Source organism: Thermoactinomyces sp. CICC 23799, from assembly GCF_016055145.1.
GTDB classification, from domain to species: domain Bacteria; phylum Bacillota; class Bacilli; order Thermoactinomycetales; family Thermoactinomycetaceae; genus Thermoactinomyces; species Thermoactinomyces intermedius.
Map to the genome: position 1 here is coordinate 168,473 of NZ_JAECVV010000002.1, position 17,530 is coordinate 186,002.

General features: G+C 49.8%; 14 protein-coding genes. 3 read left to right on the forward strand and 11 right to left on the reverse strand.

What is annotated here, in order from left to right; translation table 11 throughout:
* Positions 1–199 precede the first annotated feature (199 nt).
* From I8U21_RS03280 to I8U21_RS03290, 3 genes are all read right to left on the reverse strand, one after another.
* Complete coding sequence (locus I8U21_RS03280; RefSeq protein WP_198053269.1) at positions 200–2,173, reverse strand: sensor histidine kinase; 1,974 nt, start codon at positions 2,171–2,173, stop codon at positions 200–202.
* Between the two features lie 75 nt (positions 2,174–2,248).
* Positions 2,249–2,950, reverse strand: a complete 702-nt coding sequence (locus I8U21_RS03285) for a response regulator transcription factor (protein WP_181731272.1) — start codon at positions 2,948–2,950, stop codon at positions 2,249–2,251.
* A gap of 91 nt (positions 2,951–3,041) precedes the next feature.
* Positions 3,042–5,108: a (Fe-S)-binding protein gene (locus tag I8U21_RS03290; RefSeq protein ID WP_181731271.1), complete on the reverse strand. Its 2,067-nt coding sequence runs from the start codon at positions 5,106–5,108 to the stop codon at positions 3,042–3,044.
* A gap of 393 nt (positions 5,109–5,501) precedes the next feature.
* Here I8U21_RS03290 and I8U21_RS03295 point away from each other — a divergent pair, with 393 nt between their 5' ends.
* The 3 genes from I8U21_RS03295 to I8U21_RS03305 are packed head-to-tail and all read left to right on the forward strand — an operon-like array spanning position 5,502 to position 6,940.
* Positions 5,502–6,296, forward strand: coding sequence for a ParM/StbA family protein (locus tag I8U21_RS03295; RefSeq protein ID WP_181731270.1), 795 nt, complete (start codon positions 5,502–5,504; stop codon positions 6,294–6,296).
* A complete protein-coding gene (locus tag I8U21_RS03300) occupies positions 6,293–6,559 on the forward strand; it encodes a hypothetical protein (protein WP_181731269.1) in 267 nt (88 codons plus the stop codon). Before I8U21_RS03295 ends, I8U21_RS03300 begins: the two co-directional genes overlap by 4 nt.
* A 27-nt stretch (positions 6,560–6,586) precedes the next feature.
* The gene (locus tag I8U21_RS03305; protein WP_181731268.1) at positions 6,587–6,940 is read left to right on the forward strand and encodes a hypothetical protein; all 354 of its coding nucleotides are present in this window, start codon (positions 6,587–6,589) and stop codon (positions 6,938–6,940) included.
* Positions 6,941–6,969: 29 nt separating this feature from the next.
* Here I8U21_RS03305 and kamE read toward each other — a convergent pair whose 3' ends face one another.
* From kamE to I8U21_RS03345, 8 genes are all read right to left on the reverse strand, one after another.
* A complete protein-coding gene (kamE, locus tag I8U21_RS03310; protein ID WP_232337467.1) occupies positions 6,970–7,728 on the reverse strand; it encodes a lysine 5,6-aminomutase subunit beta in 759 nt (252 codons plus the stop codon).
* A complete protein-coding gene (gene kamD, locus I8U21_RS03315; RefSeq protein ID WP_198053271.1) occupies positions 7,725–9,305 on the reverse strand; it encodes a lysine 5,6-aminomutase subunit alpha in 1,581 nt (526 codons plus the stop codon). The genes kamE and kamD overlap by 4 nt, the downstream gene beginning before the upstream one ends.
* Complete coding sequence (gene kamC, locus I8U21_RS03320; RefSeq protein ID WP_198053272.1) at positions 9,302–10,912, reverse strand: lysine 5,6-aminomutase reactivase ATPase KamC; 1,611 nt, start codon at positions 10,910–10,912, stop codon at positions 9,302–9,304. The genes kamD and kamC overlap by 4 nt, the downstream gene beginning before the upstream one ends.
* Complete coding sequence (kamB, locus tag I8U21_RS03325) at positions 10,902–11,933, reverse strand: lysine 5,6-aminomutase reactivase subunit KamB (protein WP_198053273.1); 1,032 nt, start codon at positions 11,931–11,933, stop codon at positions 10,902–10,904. Before kamB ends, kamC begins: the two co-directional genes overlap by 11 nt.
* 11 nt (positions 11,934–11,944) lie before the next feature.
* Positions 11,945–13,204 carry a lysine 2,3-aminomutase gene (gene kamA, locus I8U21_RS03330; RefSeq protein WP_198053274.1) on the reverse strand — a complete coding sequence of 420 codons (1,260 nt, stop codon included), beginning with the start codon at positions 13,202–13,204 and terminating at the stop codon, positions 11,945–11,947.
* Positions 13,205–13,217: 13 nt separating this feature from the next.
* A complete protein-coding gene (gene kdd, locus I8U21_RS03335) occupies positions 13,218–14,258 on the reverse strand; it encodes an L-erythro-3,5-diaminohexanoate dehydrogenase (protein ID WP_232333917.1) in 1,041 nt (346 codons plus the stop codon).
* Positions 14,259–14,364: 106 nt separating this feature from the next.
* A complete protein-coding gene (locus I8U21_RS03340; protein ID WP_370527019.1) occupies positions 14,365–15,756 on the reverse strand; it encodes a sigma-54 interaction domain-containing protein in 1,392 nt (463 codons plus the stop codon).
* A 132-nt stretch (positions 15,757–15,888) separates the two neighbouring features.
* Positions 15,889–17,355: a protein kinase domain-containing protein gene (locus I8U21_RS03345; RefSeq protein ID WP_181731262.1), complete on the reverse strand. Its 1,467-nt coding sequence runs from the start codon at positions 17,353–17,355 to the stop codon at positions 15,889–15,891.
* Positions 17,356–17,530 lie beyond the last annotated feature (175 nt).

Here is a 17,530-nt window from a genome sequence, read left to right on the forward strand (position 1 = left end):
AGCGCTTCACCTCCGGTAAACAGATATTCTATCGAGCGTTCGTTCGATAAGCTGGCATATGGTTGAAAACGCCTTCATTCATTAGCTTACCGGAAATTATTATTTTTAACAATAGTTAATCGAATTTATTTATTACCATAAAATGCTTTATTCTGCATAAATAAAATTTTCTATAAAAAAATCCGCACGTTGTGTGCGGTTATTCGGAATCGATCGCAGGAAAACAGAGGCGAAACAACGTGCCATGATTGGCCTTGCTTTCCACTTCAATTTTTCCGCCCATGGCCTCCACCCATTCTTTGACCAGCGCAAGCCCCAGACCAGCCCCGTGTTCCCGTCCTCCGGTTTTCCCCTGGTAATACCTCTCGAAAATATACGGAAGTTCATCCTCAGAAATCCCCATTCCCGTATCCTGCACTTCGATGACACAGTGGTTTCCCGCCGACCTTGCCGATAATTTGATCATCGACCCGCTCGGGGTGAAGCGCAATGCATTGCGGATCAGATTGTCCAGCATTTGCGACAACCTCTTCCGGTCGACCCGGACCAGGGGCAATTCGGGCTCGATCTCCAACAAAATACTTACTTTTTTGCTTTGCCATGCGATCCGGGAAAACGTTTCATGACTTTGTTTGATGAGTCCGTCCACCTGCGTTTTTTCCGGCTGCAAAAAAGAAGCAAGCGATTTTTTTTCATCTTCGGTGGCAATGACAAAAAGGTCATCAATCATCTTTTGCAACCGGGTGACTTCCCGTTTCAGGATTCGCACCTCTTTCGTCTTCTTCCACGGGTCTTGCATGTGCAGTTGCTCCACATAACCCTGGATAATGGCAAGGGGATTCCTCAACTCGTGGGAAACGTTGGCGACAAACTCCTGTTTGCTTTTTAATAAACTCTCCACTTGTCTCTTTTCATTGTGCAATTTATGCGTCGTTTCTTCCAAAGATCCGGCCAGCTGATTCAACTGGCGGTTCAAGATTCCCAACTCATCGATTTGTTCGTCGCGAATCCGGAAGGCAAGCTCTCCCCGGGACCAGGCTTTGGCCGCTTCCCCCACCTGGACGATCCGCCGGGTGACAAAGCGGGCATGAAGATAGGAAAAGGGAAGAGCAATGACAAATGCGAGCAATACCGTCAACAGGATCAGCGGAATGGATAACAAAAATGAAAAGAACATGGTCAGCACCACTGCATCCACGTAAAAGAAATCGTCAAAGCGGATCATCTGATTGACCACGCCCAAAATCCGCCCGTCGTGTCCGTAAACCGGAGCGGCCGTCATGTACCGGCTCCCGCTTTTTAACGGGATGCTGATCAATTTTTGCGTCTTCAGCACCTCCCGGATAAACGCTTTTTCTTCGTGATGGGCCGCTTGAGAGATCAGGGCTTCTTTCAAAAACGGATAAGTGCTGTCGGCCACCAACTCTCCTTTCCTGTTGTAAATGGTCCAATACCGTTCAACCTGATAGGGGGACCACCGGAAAATCCATTCATTCCATGCTGTGGATTCCACCTGCCGGATCCACTCGGGCAACGACGACTGAAGCCGGGGGTTTTCCATCATGTAGGAAGCCCACCGGGCCACTTGAACCGTTTCATTTTCGCCCCGGACCACTTTCGGGATATAGGTGGTGACGGTATAAAAAACGAGAGAAGAAACCAGGGAAAACACCAGAAAAAGAAACAGATTGACATGAGATAAGGTGATTTGGCGCACCAGCCGGCCGGATGCCCATTCCCAAATAGCGCCCAGGAGGAAAAAGATCAGGCGGAAGGCAACCAAGATGAAAAGTGCAATGGCCAAAATCCAGACATAATCCGTATAGACTTCCTGATTGTCCGGCAGAAGAACAGGATATTCTTTGAAAACGGGCAACCGTTTCAACAGCCATTCCATGATCCACTCAAAACAAAAAACCCCCGTCAGGTAAGGGATCAAAAACTTTGCCCACAAAGCCAGACTTTCTTTGGCATTCTCTCCCTTTTTGAAACGATAGGCCGGCCAGACACTCATCCAAAACTCGGGAACAAACGTCAAGATATACATCCAGACCAACTCATAAAAAGTACGGACCTGCCAGAGGAGCATCAGCACATATAAAAGCAAAAACGGGGCAAAGGTTTCAATCAACACCCGCTTGATTCCTGCATTTTGAAAACTTTTCAACTGCATAGATGAGACCCCCGAATCCCTTTTAAAAAAAGGTCATCTGCTGTGCAGAGACCTTTTCACTCCAGTGATGAATCGTTATTTGCCGTTTTCTGTCTTTAACACAAACTTATAACCCATTCCCCATACCGTCAGAATATGTTTTGAATAAGGCGCCAATTTTCTTCGCAAACGCGATACATGCGTATCCACCGTCCGGTCAAATCCATCATAAGTCAAATCCCAGATTTGTTCCAATAAAAATTTCCGGCTGAACACCCGGCCCGGGTGGGCCAAAAACAAATGCAACAACTCATATTCCTTGGGTGTGAGTTCCAGCAGCGAATCCTCCAAAAAAACCTCACGGGTCTCCACATTCATGCGGATAAACCCGTAATCGATACAGGTCTGTTCACGTTTTCCCTTCTCCTGTTCCATCAAAACCATTCGGCGGAGCATGGCACGAACCCTGGCCCTCAATTCACCGGTGCTGAAAGGTTTGGTCATATAATCATCCGCACCGACATCCAGTCCCCAAATCCTCTCCATCTCACTGCCGCGGGCCGTCAACATCAAAATCGGCACCACCGATTTTTGCCGGATTTTTCTGCAGACCTCGATTCCCTCCATATCCGGCAACACCCAATCCAAAATCACCAGATCCGGTTGCTCCTGTTTCCAAAGCTCCAATCCTTCGCCGGCCGTATGGGCCACCAACGTGTCATAACTGTCGCGGCGCAATTCCCCGGCAACCAGACCGGCCAATTCCACTTCGTCCTCCACGATCAAAATCTTTGGCATTTGTGCTTCACTTTCCTGTCTTTTTTTCCTCAAAAGAAGAAGACAGCGAATACAGGAAGTTTTCTTCCCATATTCGCTTTCCCCTCGTTGATCAATGGACGCCTTCTGCCACTTCTTCCGGCTCATCCTCAATGGAGAGAGCCAAAATTTCAGCAACATCCATGGTTTGCACTTTGTCTTCCACTTCTTTGGCTTTGGTTCCGTCGGACAACATGGTCAAGCAATAAGGGCAAGCGCTTCCGATCACGGTCGGGTTCACTTCAAGCGCCTGCTCGGTGCGGGCGACATTCACGCGCACCCCTTCGGTTTCCTCCAGCCACATCAATCCTCCGCCGGCTCCGCAGCACATGCCGTTTTCTCTGTTTCGTTTCATTTCCACCAGTTCAATGCCCGGGATTTGCTGCAGGATATAACGTGGGGGATCAAACACCCCGTTATATCTTCCCAGATAGCAGGAATCATGGTATGTCACACGTTCATTAACTTCTTTGGTCGGCTTGATCCTTCCTTGTTTCAAGAGTTCGGCCAACACTTCCGTGTGGTGATACACTTCCGCTTCCAGCCCGAGATCGGGGTATTCTTTTTTAAAGACGTTATAGGCATGAGGATCGATGGTGATGATTTTTTTCACCTTATGTTTCTGGAACAAAGCAATGTTGTCCATCGCCAATTGTTGGAACAAAAATTCATTTCCCAACCGGCGGGGGGTGTCTCCTGAGTTTTTCTCTTTATTCCCGAGAATGGCAAATTTCACACCAGCATGAGTCAATAATTTCACCAAAGCCCGGCTGATTTTCTGACTGCGGTTGTCATAAGACCCCATGGACCCCACAAAGAAGAGGTACTCGAATTCTTTTTCTTCTTTGACGGTCGGAACGGGGACATCCGAATTTTCAATCCATTTGGCCCGGTCTTTCCGGCTGATTCCCCAGGGGTTCCCCTGACGTTCAATGTTTGAGAAAGTCCGGGATACTTCGGGGCTCATTTTCCCTTCCGTCATCACCAGGTAACGCCGCATGTCAATGATTTTGTCCACATGTTCATTCATCACCGGGCATTGGTCTTCACAGTTGCGGCAAGTGGTGCAAGCCCACAGTTCCTGCTCGGTGATCACATCCCCGATCAGATTGACTTCCCCGGTGTTTAAAGCCTGTTGATTCGCGCCGGCAAAAGCAAATTCCGGAACCCAGGGGCTTTTGGATGTAATGGCTGCCCCTTTGGCGGTCAAATGGTCCCTCATTTTGACAATCAAATCCATGGGGGACAACATTTTTCCCGTTCCGGCAGCCGGACACATGTTGGTGCACCGCCCACACTCGACACAGGCATACAAATCGATCAATTGGTTTTGGGTAAAGTCTTCAATTTTTCCTTTTCCGTATTCTTCGACGGATTCATCTTCAAAGTCGATTAATGACAGCTTGGATGGTGCCTGTTTCTGTTTTTGTTTCAAGAAAACATTCACCGGTGCCACCAACAAATGGAAATGTTTTGATTGCGGGACGTAGACCAAAAAAGTCAGCAAGACCAAGGCATGCATCCACCAGAACACATAAAACAGCACCTTGGCGGCCTCCGCGCTCATCCAATCCATAAACGGCATGGCAAGGATGGAAGAAAACGGGGTGTACCAAGTGACTCCCTCGCCGGCCCACAGTTTTTCAAAAGCCGCAGACAATAAAATGGAAGACATCAATAAGGTCAGAAAAATAATCACGAGCCCGGATTTAAACCCTCTTTTCAACCGGGGCAATTTTTCAATATAACGCCGGTAGAAAGCATACAGGGTGGCCAACAAGACGATGAATGTTGTCAGTTCCTGCAAGAACAGAAAAAACGGATATGCCGGCACAGGAAGATGATGTCCCGGCGCCAAACCTTTGATGAATAAATCAATCGCTCCAAATTGAATGATAATGAAACCGTAAAACATCAATACATGCATGAACCCGCTTTTTTTATCCTTGAGCAGCTTCCTTTGCCCAAAAACGTTTACCAGCACTTGATTGATACCGGTTTTTAAATCCACATCCAATTCGGCCGGCTTTCCCAATTTCACATATTGATACCGCCGGTATACAACACTGGCAAATAAGTATACGGCATAAGCGGTAACCCCTAAAAATGCCAGGAGGTTCACAATTTGCAGCATCGACATCCTTTTCTCCCCTTTCCATTATTTATGTTAATTCAGAAAAAAGATTTTGCAAACACACAAAAATTACTTTCAATTCAGTTTGTTTACATTCTATCATAAACTGAGCAGTCATTCATTAATTTTTATCAAAACCAGCTTCATCCAGTTCCATGGATATTTATTCAATTTTAGCATATTTTCATGCTTCAAGCGTTTTTTTGCGCTATAATAGACCCTAGTCCGGACTGTGGACCTTCATGGTCCGTTTATACAGACTCTAGTCATGACAAACGGCAACCCGTTATCCTGTTTCGTTGACTTTTGTCCGGACTGAAGTCCCCGGACGGACGGATTGAATGACGCATGTCATGACGACAGTCTCCATTTGCCAAAAATGATGCAGGAGGCGTTTTTATGTTAATTGCTGTGGATGCAGGACGAGCCTTTGTAAAAACAGTGACAGGAAATCAAAAATTCTCATTTCCAAGTAAAGTTTCAAAAGCGAGAAAAAGAACTTTTGTACAGACATTGGAGGAAGATATCGAGCTCCGGTATCAAGGGAAGGAGTATTTCATCGGGCAGCTGGCAGAGCGGGAAGGCTCTTTCACAAGGCAGATGATGACCGAAAGCAAAGTCAATGTGGAGACGGTATTGTTGATCCTGACGGCTTTGTTTAAAGCAGGAGCGATCGGGGATGTAAAATTGGTCACCGGGGTCCCGATCAACATGTATAAAGAGGATGAAAGAGCGCGGCTTCGTGCCAAGTTGGAGGGAGAGCACGAAGTGGTTTTAAACGGTACATATCGCAAAATCAATATCACCAAAGCCGCGATCACCATTGAGGGAGGAGCGGCCTATTGGGTGCACCGGCGCATGGGAACGGTGCGCATCGTGGATCCGGGAGCCCGGACAACAAACTATGCCACGTTTAAAGACGGGATTTTTATTGACCGGGAGAGCGGAACGTTGCCAAAAGGATGGGATAATGTCCGGGAAGCCGATCCGGAGGAAATGGCAGCCATGATCGTCGGACATTTGGGCGGAATGTGGTCCACGACTGATGTGGTCGAGTTGATCGGCGGAAAGGCAACGGAATTGGTGGAGCCCTTCAAACACGTGGGTTTCATCCACGCCACCACTTTTGACAATCCGCAATTTGCCAATGCACTCGGTTATTATGCACTGGGAAAGGAGACGCTCGGTGAATGAGGGAATATAAAAAGAGGGAAAGAAGACAAGTTTCCTTTAATACCGAAGATGCGGTCGAACTGGAACTGCTCAAGTTGGCAGACCGGGAAGACATCAATTTTTCCGGACTGGTCAAAAACCTGTTGTTTGCCTATTGCATGGGTCAATTGCAACCGGCCAAAGATCTTTCTCCCGTGAATCATTCCCGGATGCTGTCGAGTCAAAATGTGCCTCCATCCTCTTTTCAAGAGATTAAAGCCAGTGGCATCCCGTTTGATTATTAAGCTTATATAGAATAGGAGAGAGAGAATATGAAGCCTCATTCTTTTCAAATCCCGTATTCTGTCGTTGACAAACTCCCTCCCATCGAACGATTCGTTTACTACGAACTGAGCCGCCTGGCCTCTCCTGTCGCTAAAAAAGATACCATTTTCCGCGTGAATATTCCGCCACGGGGGCTCATTATCAACCATTTCCGTCTGGCCAAGGAAATGGATTTTCCCTATTCGCGGGTTTCCTTTGCCATGGAACAGTTGGAGAAAAAAGAATTGATTGAAATTCATCCCTTAAACAACAAGGAGTTCCGATCCTATTATCTGGTCTATGTAAGAAAAGTTTACCAGGAAAATGAAATCCCTTTGTCCCCTCCCGAATTTTCGTTTTAAAGAAAAAGGCTGGCGCTGGCGTCAGCCTTTTACAACATCCGGGACCGGTTTTGGCGGCGGACCAGTTCCTGCACAAAGTACGAAGCGACATCCGGGGCCAACGTGCCGGGACCGAAACCGGCATCAAACCCCACCTCCAAAGCCAGTTCATGATGAATGCGGGGGCCTCCGCATATGAGAATAAACTGGTCCCGCACCCCTTCCGCTTCCAGCAGTTCCACCAATTCGGTAAGGGTTTGGATGTGGGCCCCTTTTTGGGTCACCACCTGGGAAACCAGAATTACATCGGCCTTTTTCTTTAAAGCTTCTTCCATCAACACTTCGTTTTCCACCTGGCTTCCCAGATTGTAAGCTTCAATTTCCGGATATCGTTCCAGTCCGTATTCCCCGTGATAGCCTTTCATATTCATGATCGCATCAATGCCGACCGTGTGTGCGTCCGTTCCGGTGCACGCCCCGACCACAACCACTTTTCTGCCGATTTTCTCCCGGATATACTGATTGATCTGATCAAAATCCATGCGTACACTATCCACTTTCGGAACCCGGATGCTCGTGAAATCAACAAAATGGCGGCACTTTCCGTAAACGATGAAAAAAGTGAAACCTTCCGTCAAGTCTTTCATATGGTACACTTGCGGTTCATCCAGCCCCATTTTCATCGCCAGTTGTCTGGCGGCTTCCCGGGCTTCTTCCCCATATGGAACCGGCATGCTGAAACTCAGCTGGACCATGCCATCATTCAGTGTGTCGCCATACGGTTTCACACAGGTCAAATCCGCCTTCAACATCCGACCCCCTCTCTTGGTTTCAACCCGAGACGCGACCGGAGTTCCGCTTCAACCGGGTTATAATAGTCAGGGTTTTTTTTCAGAACCCCTTCCAGCCCCTTGCCTCCGGTCCTTGACCGTTTCACATCGGCAAACATGCCTTTTTCCAAAGCATGAAACAAGCCGGTTTCCCGGATTTCTTCCAACAATTTCACCGCTTCCTCCAAAACCTGGCGGGCTCTTTGTTCGATGCGCCCTCCGGGCCGGAAACAGATTTCTTCTCCCAAATGGCGGGCGTTGTTAAAAATGTACCGGGCATTTTCGATGGCCAGTTGCCGGTCATGGATATGCGGTGTATGCATGGCTTCGGTCATCATGCCAAGCAATTGCACCCCCTGGTTCGTCATGATGCCAACCAAATTAAACAGTGCATTTTGAATATGGCCCTTAAAAATATTTCCGGTCATGTATTTGGTCGGCGGCATGTATTTCAAGGGGGCATCGGGAAAGATTTGCCTTGCCATCTGGGCCTGGGCAATTTCCCACAACAACCCGTCTTCCAGATCCGGATTCATTTCAAACGCATGCCCGAGTCCCATTTGCTCCGGGGGAAGCCCCGACAACAGCGCCAACTGTTCATTGATGAATTGCGACGCCAGCACAGTATGCGCGCTTTTGACGGCATCGGCCGTTGTCAAATAATTGTCTTCCCCCGTATTGATCATGATACCGGCATAACTGTTGATCATGCGGGAAAACGATTGGTCGATCAGGGTCCGCTGCATGTTGATGTCCCGGAACAAAATCCCGTACAAGGCATCATTCAGCATGACATCCAACCGTTCAAACGCTCCCATGGCGGCAATTTCCGGCATGCATAACCCCGAGCAATAATTGCACAGATAAATATACCGCCCCTCTTCCCGGCTGACTTCATCCAGCGCTTTCCGCATGATTCGGAAATTCTCCTGGGTGGCAAACGTCCCCCCGTACCCTTCCCGGGTCGCTCCATAAGGCACATAGTCCAGCAAACTCTGCCCCGTGCTGCGGATCACGGCGATGATATCCGCTCCCTGGCGGGCCGCCGACTTGGCCTGCACAACATCTTCGTAAATGTCACCGGTTGCCACAATCACGTACAAATAAGGCTTTTTTCTCTCCCCGGTTTTCCTGATCCACTCTAGTCGCTCCATCCGGTTTTTCCAAATCTCATCCAGAGCCTGGCCGGCCATTTGCCTTCCTTTTTCCTGAATTTCAGCCAAGGGGACACGGCGGAGTTGCACCAAATCCCACTTTCCCTCCGCCACTTGTTCCGCGACATACTGCGCCGGACAACCGTTGAGCACCATGGCATTTAAAACCCAATAAGCGGCTCCCGTTTCCAACTGGTCTCTTTCCAACAAGTGATCCACAACCACATTGGCCAACGGCACCCCTTCTTCATTCACCCCGTCAATTCCAAAACAACGCAATACCGTCCGTTCCACCGCCACCGTGGTGTGAACGGAAACCAACCGGTCCACTTGGTCGGCAATCGCTTTGGCCGCTTGACGCGCACGCGTGATTTGCTCTGGATCCAACCTCAATTTATTCACTGTTTTTCCCCCGCTTTCTCCCCCGCTTGTTGTTTGGCCATCCGGATGATATCGGAAGGCAGGCCGATGACTTCGGCAATCCGGATGGCTTCATGCGGGATGTTTTTTCGTCCCTCTTTGACCGGGATGAGCCGGTAATCCATCCTTTCTTCCAGAGTGTCGGGATAAAATGCACCGGCTTCCGCCATTTGACCGGAAATCCCGGCCACTTGATACAGGCGGATGCCTTTGACATCCAGCACCTCCTGATAATGTGTCACATGCACGGAATAATGCCGCTCTTTGGCAAGGAACGACGTGACGGCCCGGGCCAATGCCCCTCCTTCCACCGGATTGGTCCCGCTTCCCGTTTCATCCAACAACATCAATCCCGTTCCCGGAAGCTTCAACAACTCACGAAACCGGACCATTTCCGCGCCAAAACGGCTTAACCCCTGCCGGATTCCCTGGCCGTCACCGAGCAAACCGGCAACCCAGGAAAACAAAGGCATTTCACAGCCGGCAGCCGGGACAAAAAATCCGTATTGCGCCAAGACTGCAATCAACCCGAATGTTTTTAAAGCGACCGTTTTTCCGCCCATATTGGGGCCGATGATCACCGTCACCCCGCGCCGGATCGAACAATCGACACGAGTCATGGACCTGCCGCGTTCGTTCAGCGTTTGCTCCAAGGCGGGATGGAAAGCGCTTTTCACCCGGAATTGATTCTTGGACCAGCGCGGGCGGACTCCTTGCCAGTGTTCGGCCGCCCGGATCCGGGCCCATTGCAAATCGAACCGGGTGATGTGAACCAGCCACTGACGGAAATCCGGAACCAACGGAGCCATTTCTTGTACCAACCACCGGTTGATTTCCTGTTCGATCCGGGCGATCTTTTCTTCCCATCCGGCGATTTCACGGGACAGGGGATGCCCGTTTTTCAAGCGGTAAACCGATTCATGGGCCGTTTGCCGGACCAGCATCAATTCCGCCTCTTCTTTTAACAACCGGTCCCCTTCCGTGTCCCGGGGCACCACCCATTCGCCAAACCGGTTGCAAGTTTGCCCTGTTTTTTCCGCAATCCCGGCCGCCTTTTGTTCCTGATCCCGCTTGACGGTTGCCTGCAATTTCCTGAGCGTTTTTCTGGCTTCTTTTAAACGGTCATCGTAGGCATCATCAAACCAAAAAGAAGAGGTGCGCGTTTTGGCGGGGTTTAAAAGGAGAAAAGCCTTTTCGCATTGTTTTTCCATCGCTTTGTTTTTGAGAATCATGCGGGAGAGCGTGGTTTGTTTCAACAACGAATGGAGCTTCTGCGTGTTGTATAAAAAAGTTTTCAATTGGTACCATTCCGTCAAGTCCAATAACCGGGACTCCTCCAGTTTCCGCAAAACGGGGGAAATGTCCGGGAGGTTCGCAAGAAGGGCATGAACCGGTTCCCGTATGGAAAAGGCATCCAATTGCTGTTTGATCTCCGCTTGCTCGTTTAAACATTGCTGCCAAGCTTCTTCCTCTCCCGGCAAAAACGGCCGGCAAGCCTTTTGCTCTTTTCCGTAAGGGGTGAGCGGCTGAAACAAGTCCAGGCAATCCAAGAGGCCGATTTCTTTGGCCGTACGTTCATCACAAAACATCACACCACCCTCCCTGCTTATACCGGTCCCGCATCACATCGACCACGGGGACGGGAAAAAAAAGGCGGCCAATTTTTTCTTTCATCTCCCCAGGAGGAAAGGAATATCCGTCCGGCGATTCCGGATTGACGGCCACCCGGAGGAGACGGATCGGTTTCAGGACGCGGATTTCCCCTCCTTGGTTATAAAAACGGCGAAGCACCGGCATGCTGACAAATAAATGTGTAATGTCGGGAACAATGATACGGACCGCCTTCCGGCAGCGGAGAAACATTTGCAACATCCGATCGGTCAACGCCCCGCTGATCGCCAGTGCCTGCCATTCGTTTTGCAACCACTCCCCTTCCTCCCGGATGGAAAACAACCCGGAGAAAGGAAGCACTTCGATGCGGTTGCCGAAAATGCCAACCACCCGCTTTTTTTCCAAAGCCAAGGACCCGGCTTTTTGTTCCGGGAAACAGTCGCATGCCTTCAGGCGCAGCAAACGGCTCCATTCCCCGGCTTTGCGGATGACCCCGGCAAAGTTTGAATCAAGGGAAGCCCCGATGACAAGAATGGTGGCATCGGTCAGTTGGGGACTGGACGGAGATCGCCGGTCATAAGCCCCGTCCAGCAGGATTTTTTGTGCACCGGCCCGTCTTAACAACTCCATCGCCCGCTTGGCCCCGCTTTTGGAAGGAAGGCCTGCCAACAGGACCGTCCCCTCCCGTTTGGCGCGGGCAATGAACACTTCCCCCATCACCGATTGGATTCCGCAGGATTGAATCACTTCCCAGTGTCCCGGTTGGCGGTTCAGCCATTGGGCGGAAGTGGCCACCAGCATATTCTCCCTCACCCGGATCAACGGCTTTTCCTTGCCGCTTATGGCATCATGTTTCTCCCCGTCCACTCCCATGCTTAATATCCCGAGCACACCGGCTTCGGGGGCATCGCGGATCAATGCATTCAACACGGTTGTTTTTCCGGCGTTTTTGGACAGTCCGATGACAGACAGGGAAGCGATTTCTTTTTTTAAACCCATGGCCCCGTTCCTTAAGACGGTTGGACACGCCGGTCTTCCCGTGTCAATTGTTTCGGCTCCAGATTGATCCGTTCATCGTTCATCAAAGCCGCAATTCCCACTTGCTCTCCGGCCGCCTGGCAGTATTCGCATTCTTCTTTGTTGTGCGGTTGATAATGTGCCGGCTCGGGATAACTGGTGATCACGCCTTCAAAGTTGCGCAACACGGTTTTTTCGGTGCTTTGCGAGATCAGATAATTCGGGCTGAGCGGAATTTTGCCTCCTCCTCCCGGCGCATCGACCACAAACGTGGGAACGGCATAACCGGACGTATGCCCCCGCAAATACTCGATGATTTCCAACCCTTTGGAAACAGGGGTTCTGAAGTGCCCGATGCCTTCCGATAAATCGCATTGGTAAATGTAATAAGGCCGGACACGAATTTTCACCAACTCATGCATCAATTTTTTCATGATATGCGGACAGTCATTGATCCCCGCCAGAATCACGGACTGATTTCCCAGCGGAACCCCCGCATCCGCCAGCATTTCACAAGCCCCTTTGGCTTCCGGCGTGATTTCTTTCGGATGGTTAAAATGCGTGTTCAGCAATACCGGATGATATTTCTTCAAAATATTGCACAAATTTTCGGTGATCCGTTGCGGGAAAACCACCGGGGCCCTGGTTCCGATCCGGATGATTTCCACATGGGGAATTTCGCGCAGGTTTTTCAGCAAATACTCCAAAATCCGGTCGTTGACCAATAATCCGTCTCCCCCGGACAACAGCACGTCCCTGACCTCGGGCGTGTTCCGGATGTAGTCGAGGCAGGCATCCATCTGTTTTTTGGGAACGCCCATCCCGATTTGCCCGGAAAAGCGGCGGCGCGTGCAATAGCGGCAATACATGGAACATTGGTTGGTGATCAAAAACAGGACCCGGTCCGGGTAACGATGGGTCAATCCGGGGACAGGGGAATCCGTATCTTCCAACAGCGGATCTTCCATATCGTAAGGAGTGCGGTCCAATTCGGCAGAAATCGGCACCGATTGCATCCGGATGGGATCTTTCGGATCATCGGGATCCATCAACAGTGCATAATACGGCGTGATATTCAGCGGAATCGTCTGTTTGGAGATCTTCACCCCTTCGATCTCCTCCGGCGTCAAACGGATCACCTTGCTTAAGTCTTCAAAATTGCGGATGGTGTGTGTCAGTTGCCACAGCCAGTCATTCCACTGTTCCTCCGTCACATCTTTCCACAGTTCGATTTCACGCCAATCTCTCATCATCTTCCGACCCCTTTCATTGATAGCGTTTGGCAAAAACTTGAAACAACCGGTCGCATTCGCGAAGAGACTGAAAAGCCAGCGTTGCGTGCCCGGGAGCATAACCGTTTCCAATCATCATCTGCACGTCTTTGCCCATTCCTTCCGCTCCCAAAGCCGCTTTGGTGAACTGTACCGCCATGCTGAAGAAATATACCAATCCTTGATCCCGGGTGGCCAAAATGGAGGAAAGCTCCGTATCAGAAGCATTGACACAGTTGATGGTTAAATCGGCCAGCTTCCCGCGGGTTGCGGTGTGAACCGCCTCATAAACCGCCATCGGATCCGTGGCATTCAACCGGATCACGTCATGGGCCAGCCCCAGGGAACGAATCTCCCGGCATGCCTTTTCGCCGGCCTCAATGGCGATCACTTGCCCGGACTTGCCTGCTTTTTTCCATGCCTGATACAAACTGAGCAGTCCCGACTTTCCGCCGGCTCCCAGCACCACCACCCGGTCCTGCGGCCTAACCAGGCGGGCCGTTTGGGCGGGGGCACCACATACGTCCAAAACAGCCAGTGCCACTTTTTCCGGGATGTCATCCGGCAAAAAGGCAAACGGACCGCTGGCAAACAGGACAGCCTGCCCCTTGATTTCGACTTGCCCGGTATCCATGTGTATTTTTTTGATCTTTTCGATGCGAAGCGGGGTCAGTGTCAAGGACACCAAAGTAGCGATTTTCATCCCTTTTTTGACGTTACGGGCCGGAAACCGGGGGCCGGCCTCCTGCACCGTGCCGATCAACATGCCGCCGGACCCTGTCACCGGATTGTGCATTTTTCCGCGGCGGGAAACAATGGCCAAAATCTGTTCTTCCACCTTGCCGGGGTCATGGCGGGCTTCTTCTTTCAATTGCTGAAAAGAAGCGGAATCAATGTTTAAGCAATCCACGTCAATCAACAATTCATTGTCATAAACCACCGGATCCGCATTCAGCTTCCAGGCGGGTTGCGGCAACGTACCGGCCGGTTCCATCACACGATGCAACCCATAAGGGTGGCCTTTCGGATAAATCAAGTCGCTCCCTCCTCTCACCCTTTATGCATGCAAATCCGGTGCCAAGCGAAAAAATGGGGAAAGCACGGTTTTTTCACATAAAAAAAAGCCCAATTTTGGGCACTTTTTAAACCGAATTGATTTTCTTCAGTTTGTATTGCAGGGTCTGGCGTGGAATCCCCAACCGACGGGCAGCTTTTAACACATTGCCTCCGGTTTCTTTCATCGCCTGCCGGATCAGCCGGGTTTCCACTTCTCTCACCACTTCCCGCAGTGACTTGCCATTTTCTTTGCATAAAGTTGAAAATTGGATCCCGTCATCGGACTTTCTGTTTTTGAAATGGCCGGGCAGATGATCGACACACAGTTTTTTTTCGGTCGCCAACGTCAAAGCCCCTTCAATGGTATGTGCCAACTCTCTGACATTTCCGGGCCAGTGGTACTGCTGGAACACTTGGAACACTTCCTCGTCGATTTCCCCGGACGGCGAATCGATTTCGGCCTTTAACTTCCGGAAAAAATACCGGGTCAAACACGGTATGTCGTCTTTCCGCTCCCGTAAAGGAGGAAGATGAATTCCCACCACATGGATGCGATAGTACAAATCTTTCCTCAACTTCCCTTTTTGCATGCTGATGAGCGGATCTTCGTTGGTCGCCACAATAATTCGCACATCAACCGACCGGAATTTCGCATCCCCGACGCGCCGGACACCGCCTTCCTCGAGTGCCCGCAATAATTTGGCCTGCAACTCAATCGGCATCGATTGGATTTCATCCAGGAACAACGTTCCTCCATCCGCCAATTCAAATAACCCCGGGCGGTCTTCGGATCCTGTAAAAGCTCCCTTCACCGTGCCAAATAAGATCCCTTCCAGCAGAGTTGACGGAATCGACGCACAATTTTGCACAATAAACGGTCCCTTTACACGACCGGAGGCACTGTGAATCGATTGGACAAACAATTCCTTTCCGGTTCCGGTTTCACCGACTACCAAAACGGGGGATTTGGTTTGCGCAGCCCGCTTGGCTTTCTCGATTTCCTTCAGCATCACCGGGTTTTGCGTCACAATATCGGCAAACTGGTAAAAGGATTGTTTTTTTGAAGTGAAGCGGCGGGGCGGCGGGTTCATTTTTTCTTGCAAGTGAATCACCTGGTCGGACAATTCCTTCACCTGCGTGATGTCGCGCGAAATTTCAGCGGCTCCCACCACTTCGCCCCCGACCCGGAGTGGAATGGTGCGGTTGACGGTCAGCACCCTCTGTCCTCTCCGGTTCATAAACGACTGCTGTTTTTCTTCGATGGATTTTCCCGTTTGCAGCACGTTCAGAAGCGTGCTCGTTTTCTGCGTCAATGAAGGGAAGGCCTCAAGCACATGGACGCCCATGACTTCGTCAATGTCCATGCCGTCCAGCCTGGAAGCCGCTTTGTTGTAAAAAACCGTCATTCCCCGGGCATCGACGATATGCACCCCTTCATTCAAACAATCCAGAAACCGGCAAATCATTTTTTTGGACAAGCGGGTATGAATCAGACCAAATTCCTCCTTCCGCGGTTGGTGCCGAAAAATAATCAGAATTGTGCTTAAAATTCATCACTATCCATTGTAACCGATTGACCCGACAAAAAACAGGAGGGGATTTCCCTCCTGTCAATCAGATTTTTTCCCGGTTTCAGATTCGGGGACCGTTCCCCACATCTGCAATAAATTGTCGATGGTGTATTTTTCTTTCCGGTTCTCTGATTTCTTGTCGAGGCTGTATATGGTGATTTTGGCAATTCCCTCACCCGATATGGGCATGATGGCTTCTTTGGGAATGTTGACGTCAAAATCCACCATCGTAAAATCCTGATCCTTGTCTTTGTGAAAGGTGACCGAACGGCCGTTTAACACCAACCGCGAACTGAATCCGTCCACCACATAAATATCATAATAAAAAGTCCGTCCTTTCAGGTCATTGTTCACTTTGAGGGTCACCTCGTATTGGCCGTCGGCTCCCTTCACTTCAAAATCACGAAACATTTTGCTTTCGGTCTTTTCATCATCCGGAATTTCCTTCCACCATTTATGGTTCCATTCAGGGCGCGACTCGTTTGCCTGTGTTTGCGAAGCCGCCGGAGTGGAAGAAGGCGGATCCGGTTTCTTTTCCTGCTTGGTTTCCCCGATCATTTTGATGCCGAACGTCAGCAGGAAAAGCCCGACAACCGCCACACCGGACAAGATCCCGATTTTTTTGGGGCTGAATTTGCTTGATTTTTTCTTCTTTGGCCGGTCCACCGGCAACATATAAGCATCCGGCTTTTCCAAGGCTTGTTGCAAAGCGTGTTTCAATTCCGCTGCCGTTTGGTACCGTTTTTCCGGATCCTTCTCCAACGCCCGCATCAACACTTGCCGCATCGATTCAGAAATATCCGGATTGTAGGTTGTCGGGTCCGGAACCGGATCGTGCAAATGTTTCAAGGCAATGGAAATGGAACTGTCCCCGTTAAAAGGAACTTTTTTGGTCAACATCTCATAAATCACGATTCCCAATGAATATAAATCCGAAGAGTAGTCCACCTTTCTCCCTGAAGCTTGTTCCGGGGAGAAATAATGAACAGATCCCATGACATAACCAGTTTTGGTTTTGACGGTGGCGGCACTGGGTAAATGCGAAATCCCGAAATCGGTCAACTTGTAACGTTGGTCGGAACCGACCAAAATATTATGTGGTTTGATGTCACGGTGAATAATCCCGTGACGATGGGCATGAGACAAACCGTCACATATCTGTGACGCAATTTTCACCGCTTTTTCCGGCGGGAAAGGACCTTCTTTTTTAATGAGGTCAATCAGCGACGGACCGTCCACATATTCCATCACCATGTAATAGATGGAACCTTCCCGCCCCACATCATAGACACTGACAATATTGGGATGGGACAAACTGCCGGCCGCTTTTGCCTCCCGGATAAAACGCCGGACAAAATCCTGGTCATGAATCAATGAATTGTTCATCACCTTGATCGCAACATACCGGTCAATCACCAGGTCCTTTGCCTTGTACACAACCGCCATGCCGCCCCCGCCCAGAGAGTGAAGGATCTCATATCTCTCCGCCAGCTTCATTCCTTCCATAATCATTCTATCTCCTTAATCGCAGTGTTTATTATCCAAATCATATCTTTCATTTCCCAAGCAACAAAAAAAGGTCTGAGCATCTCTATTAAAACTCGGTTTTCAGTGATAGAATGTTACATTTTTTCAAACATTCATTCAACATATGAAAAATACCACTATGATGATGGCATAA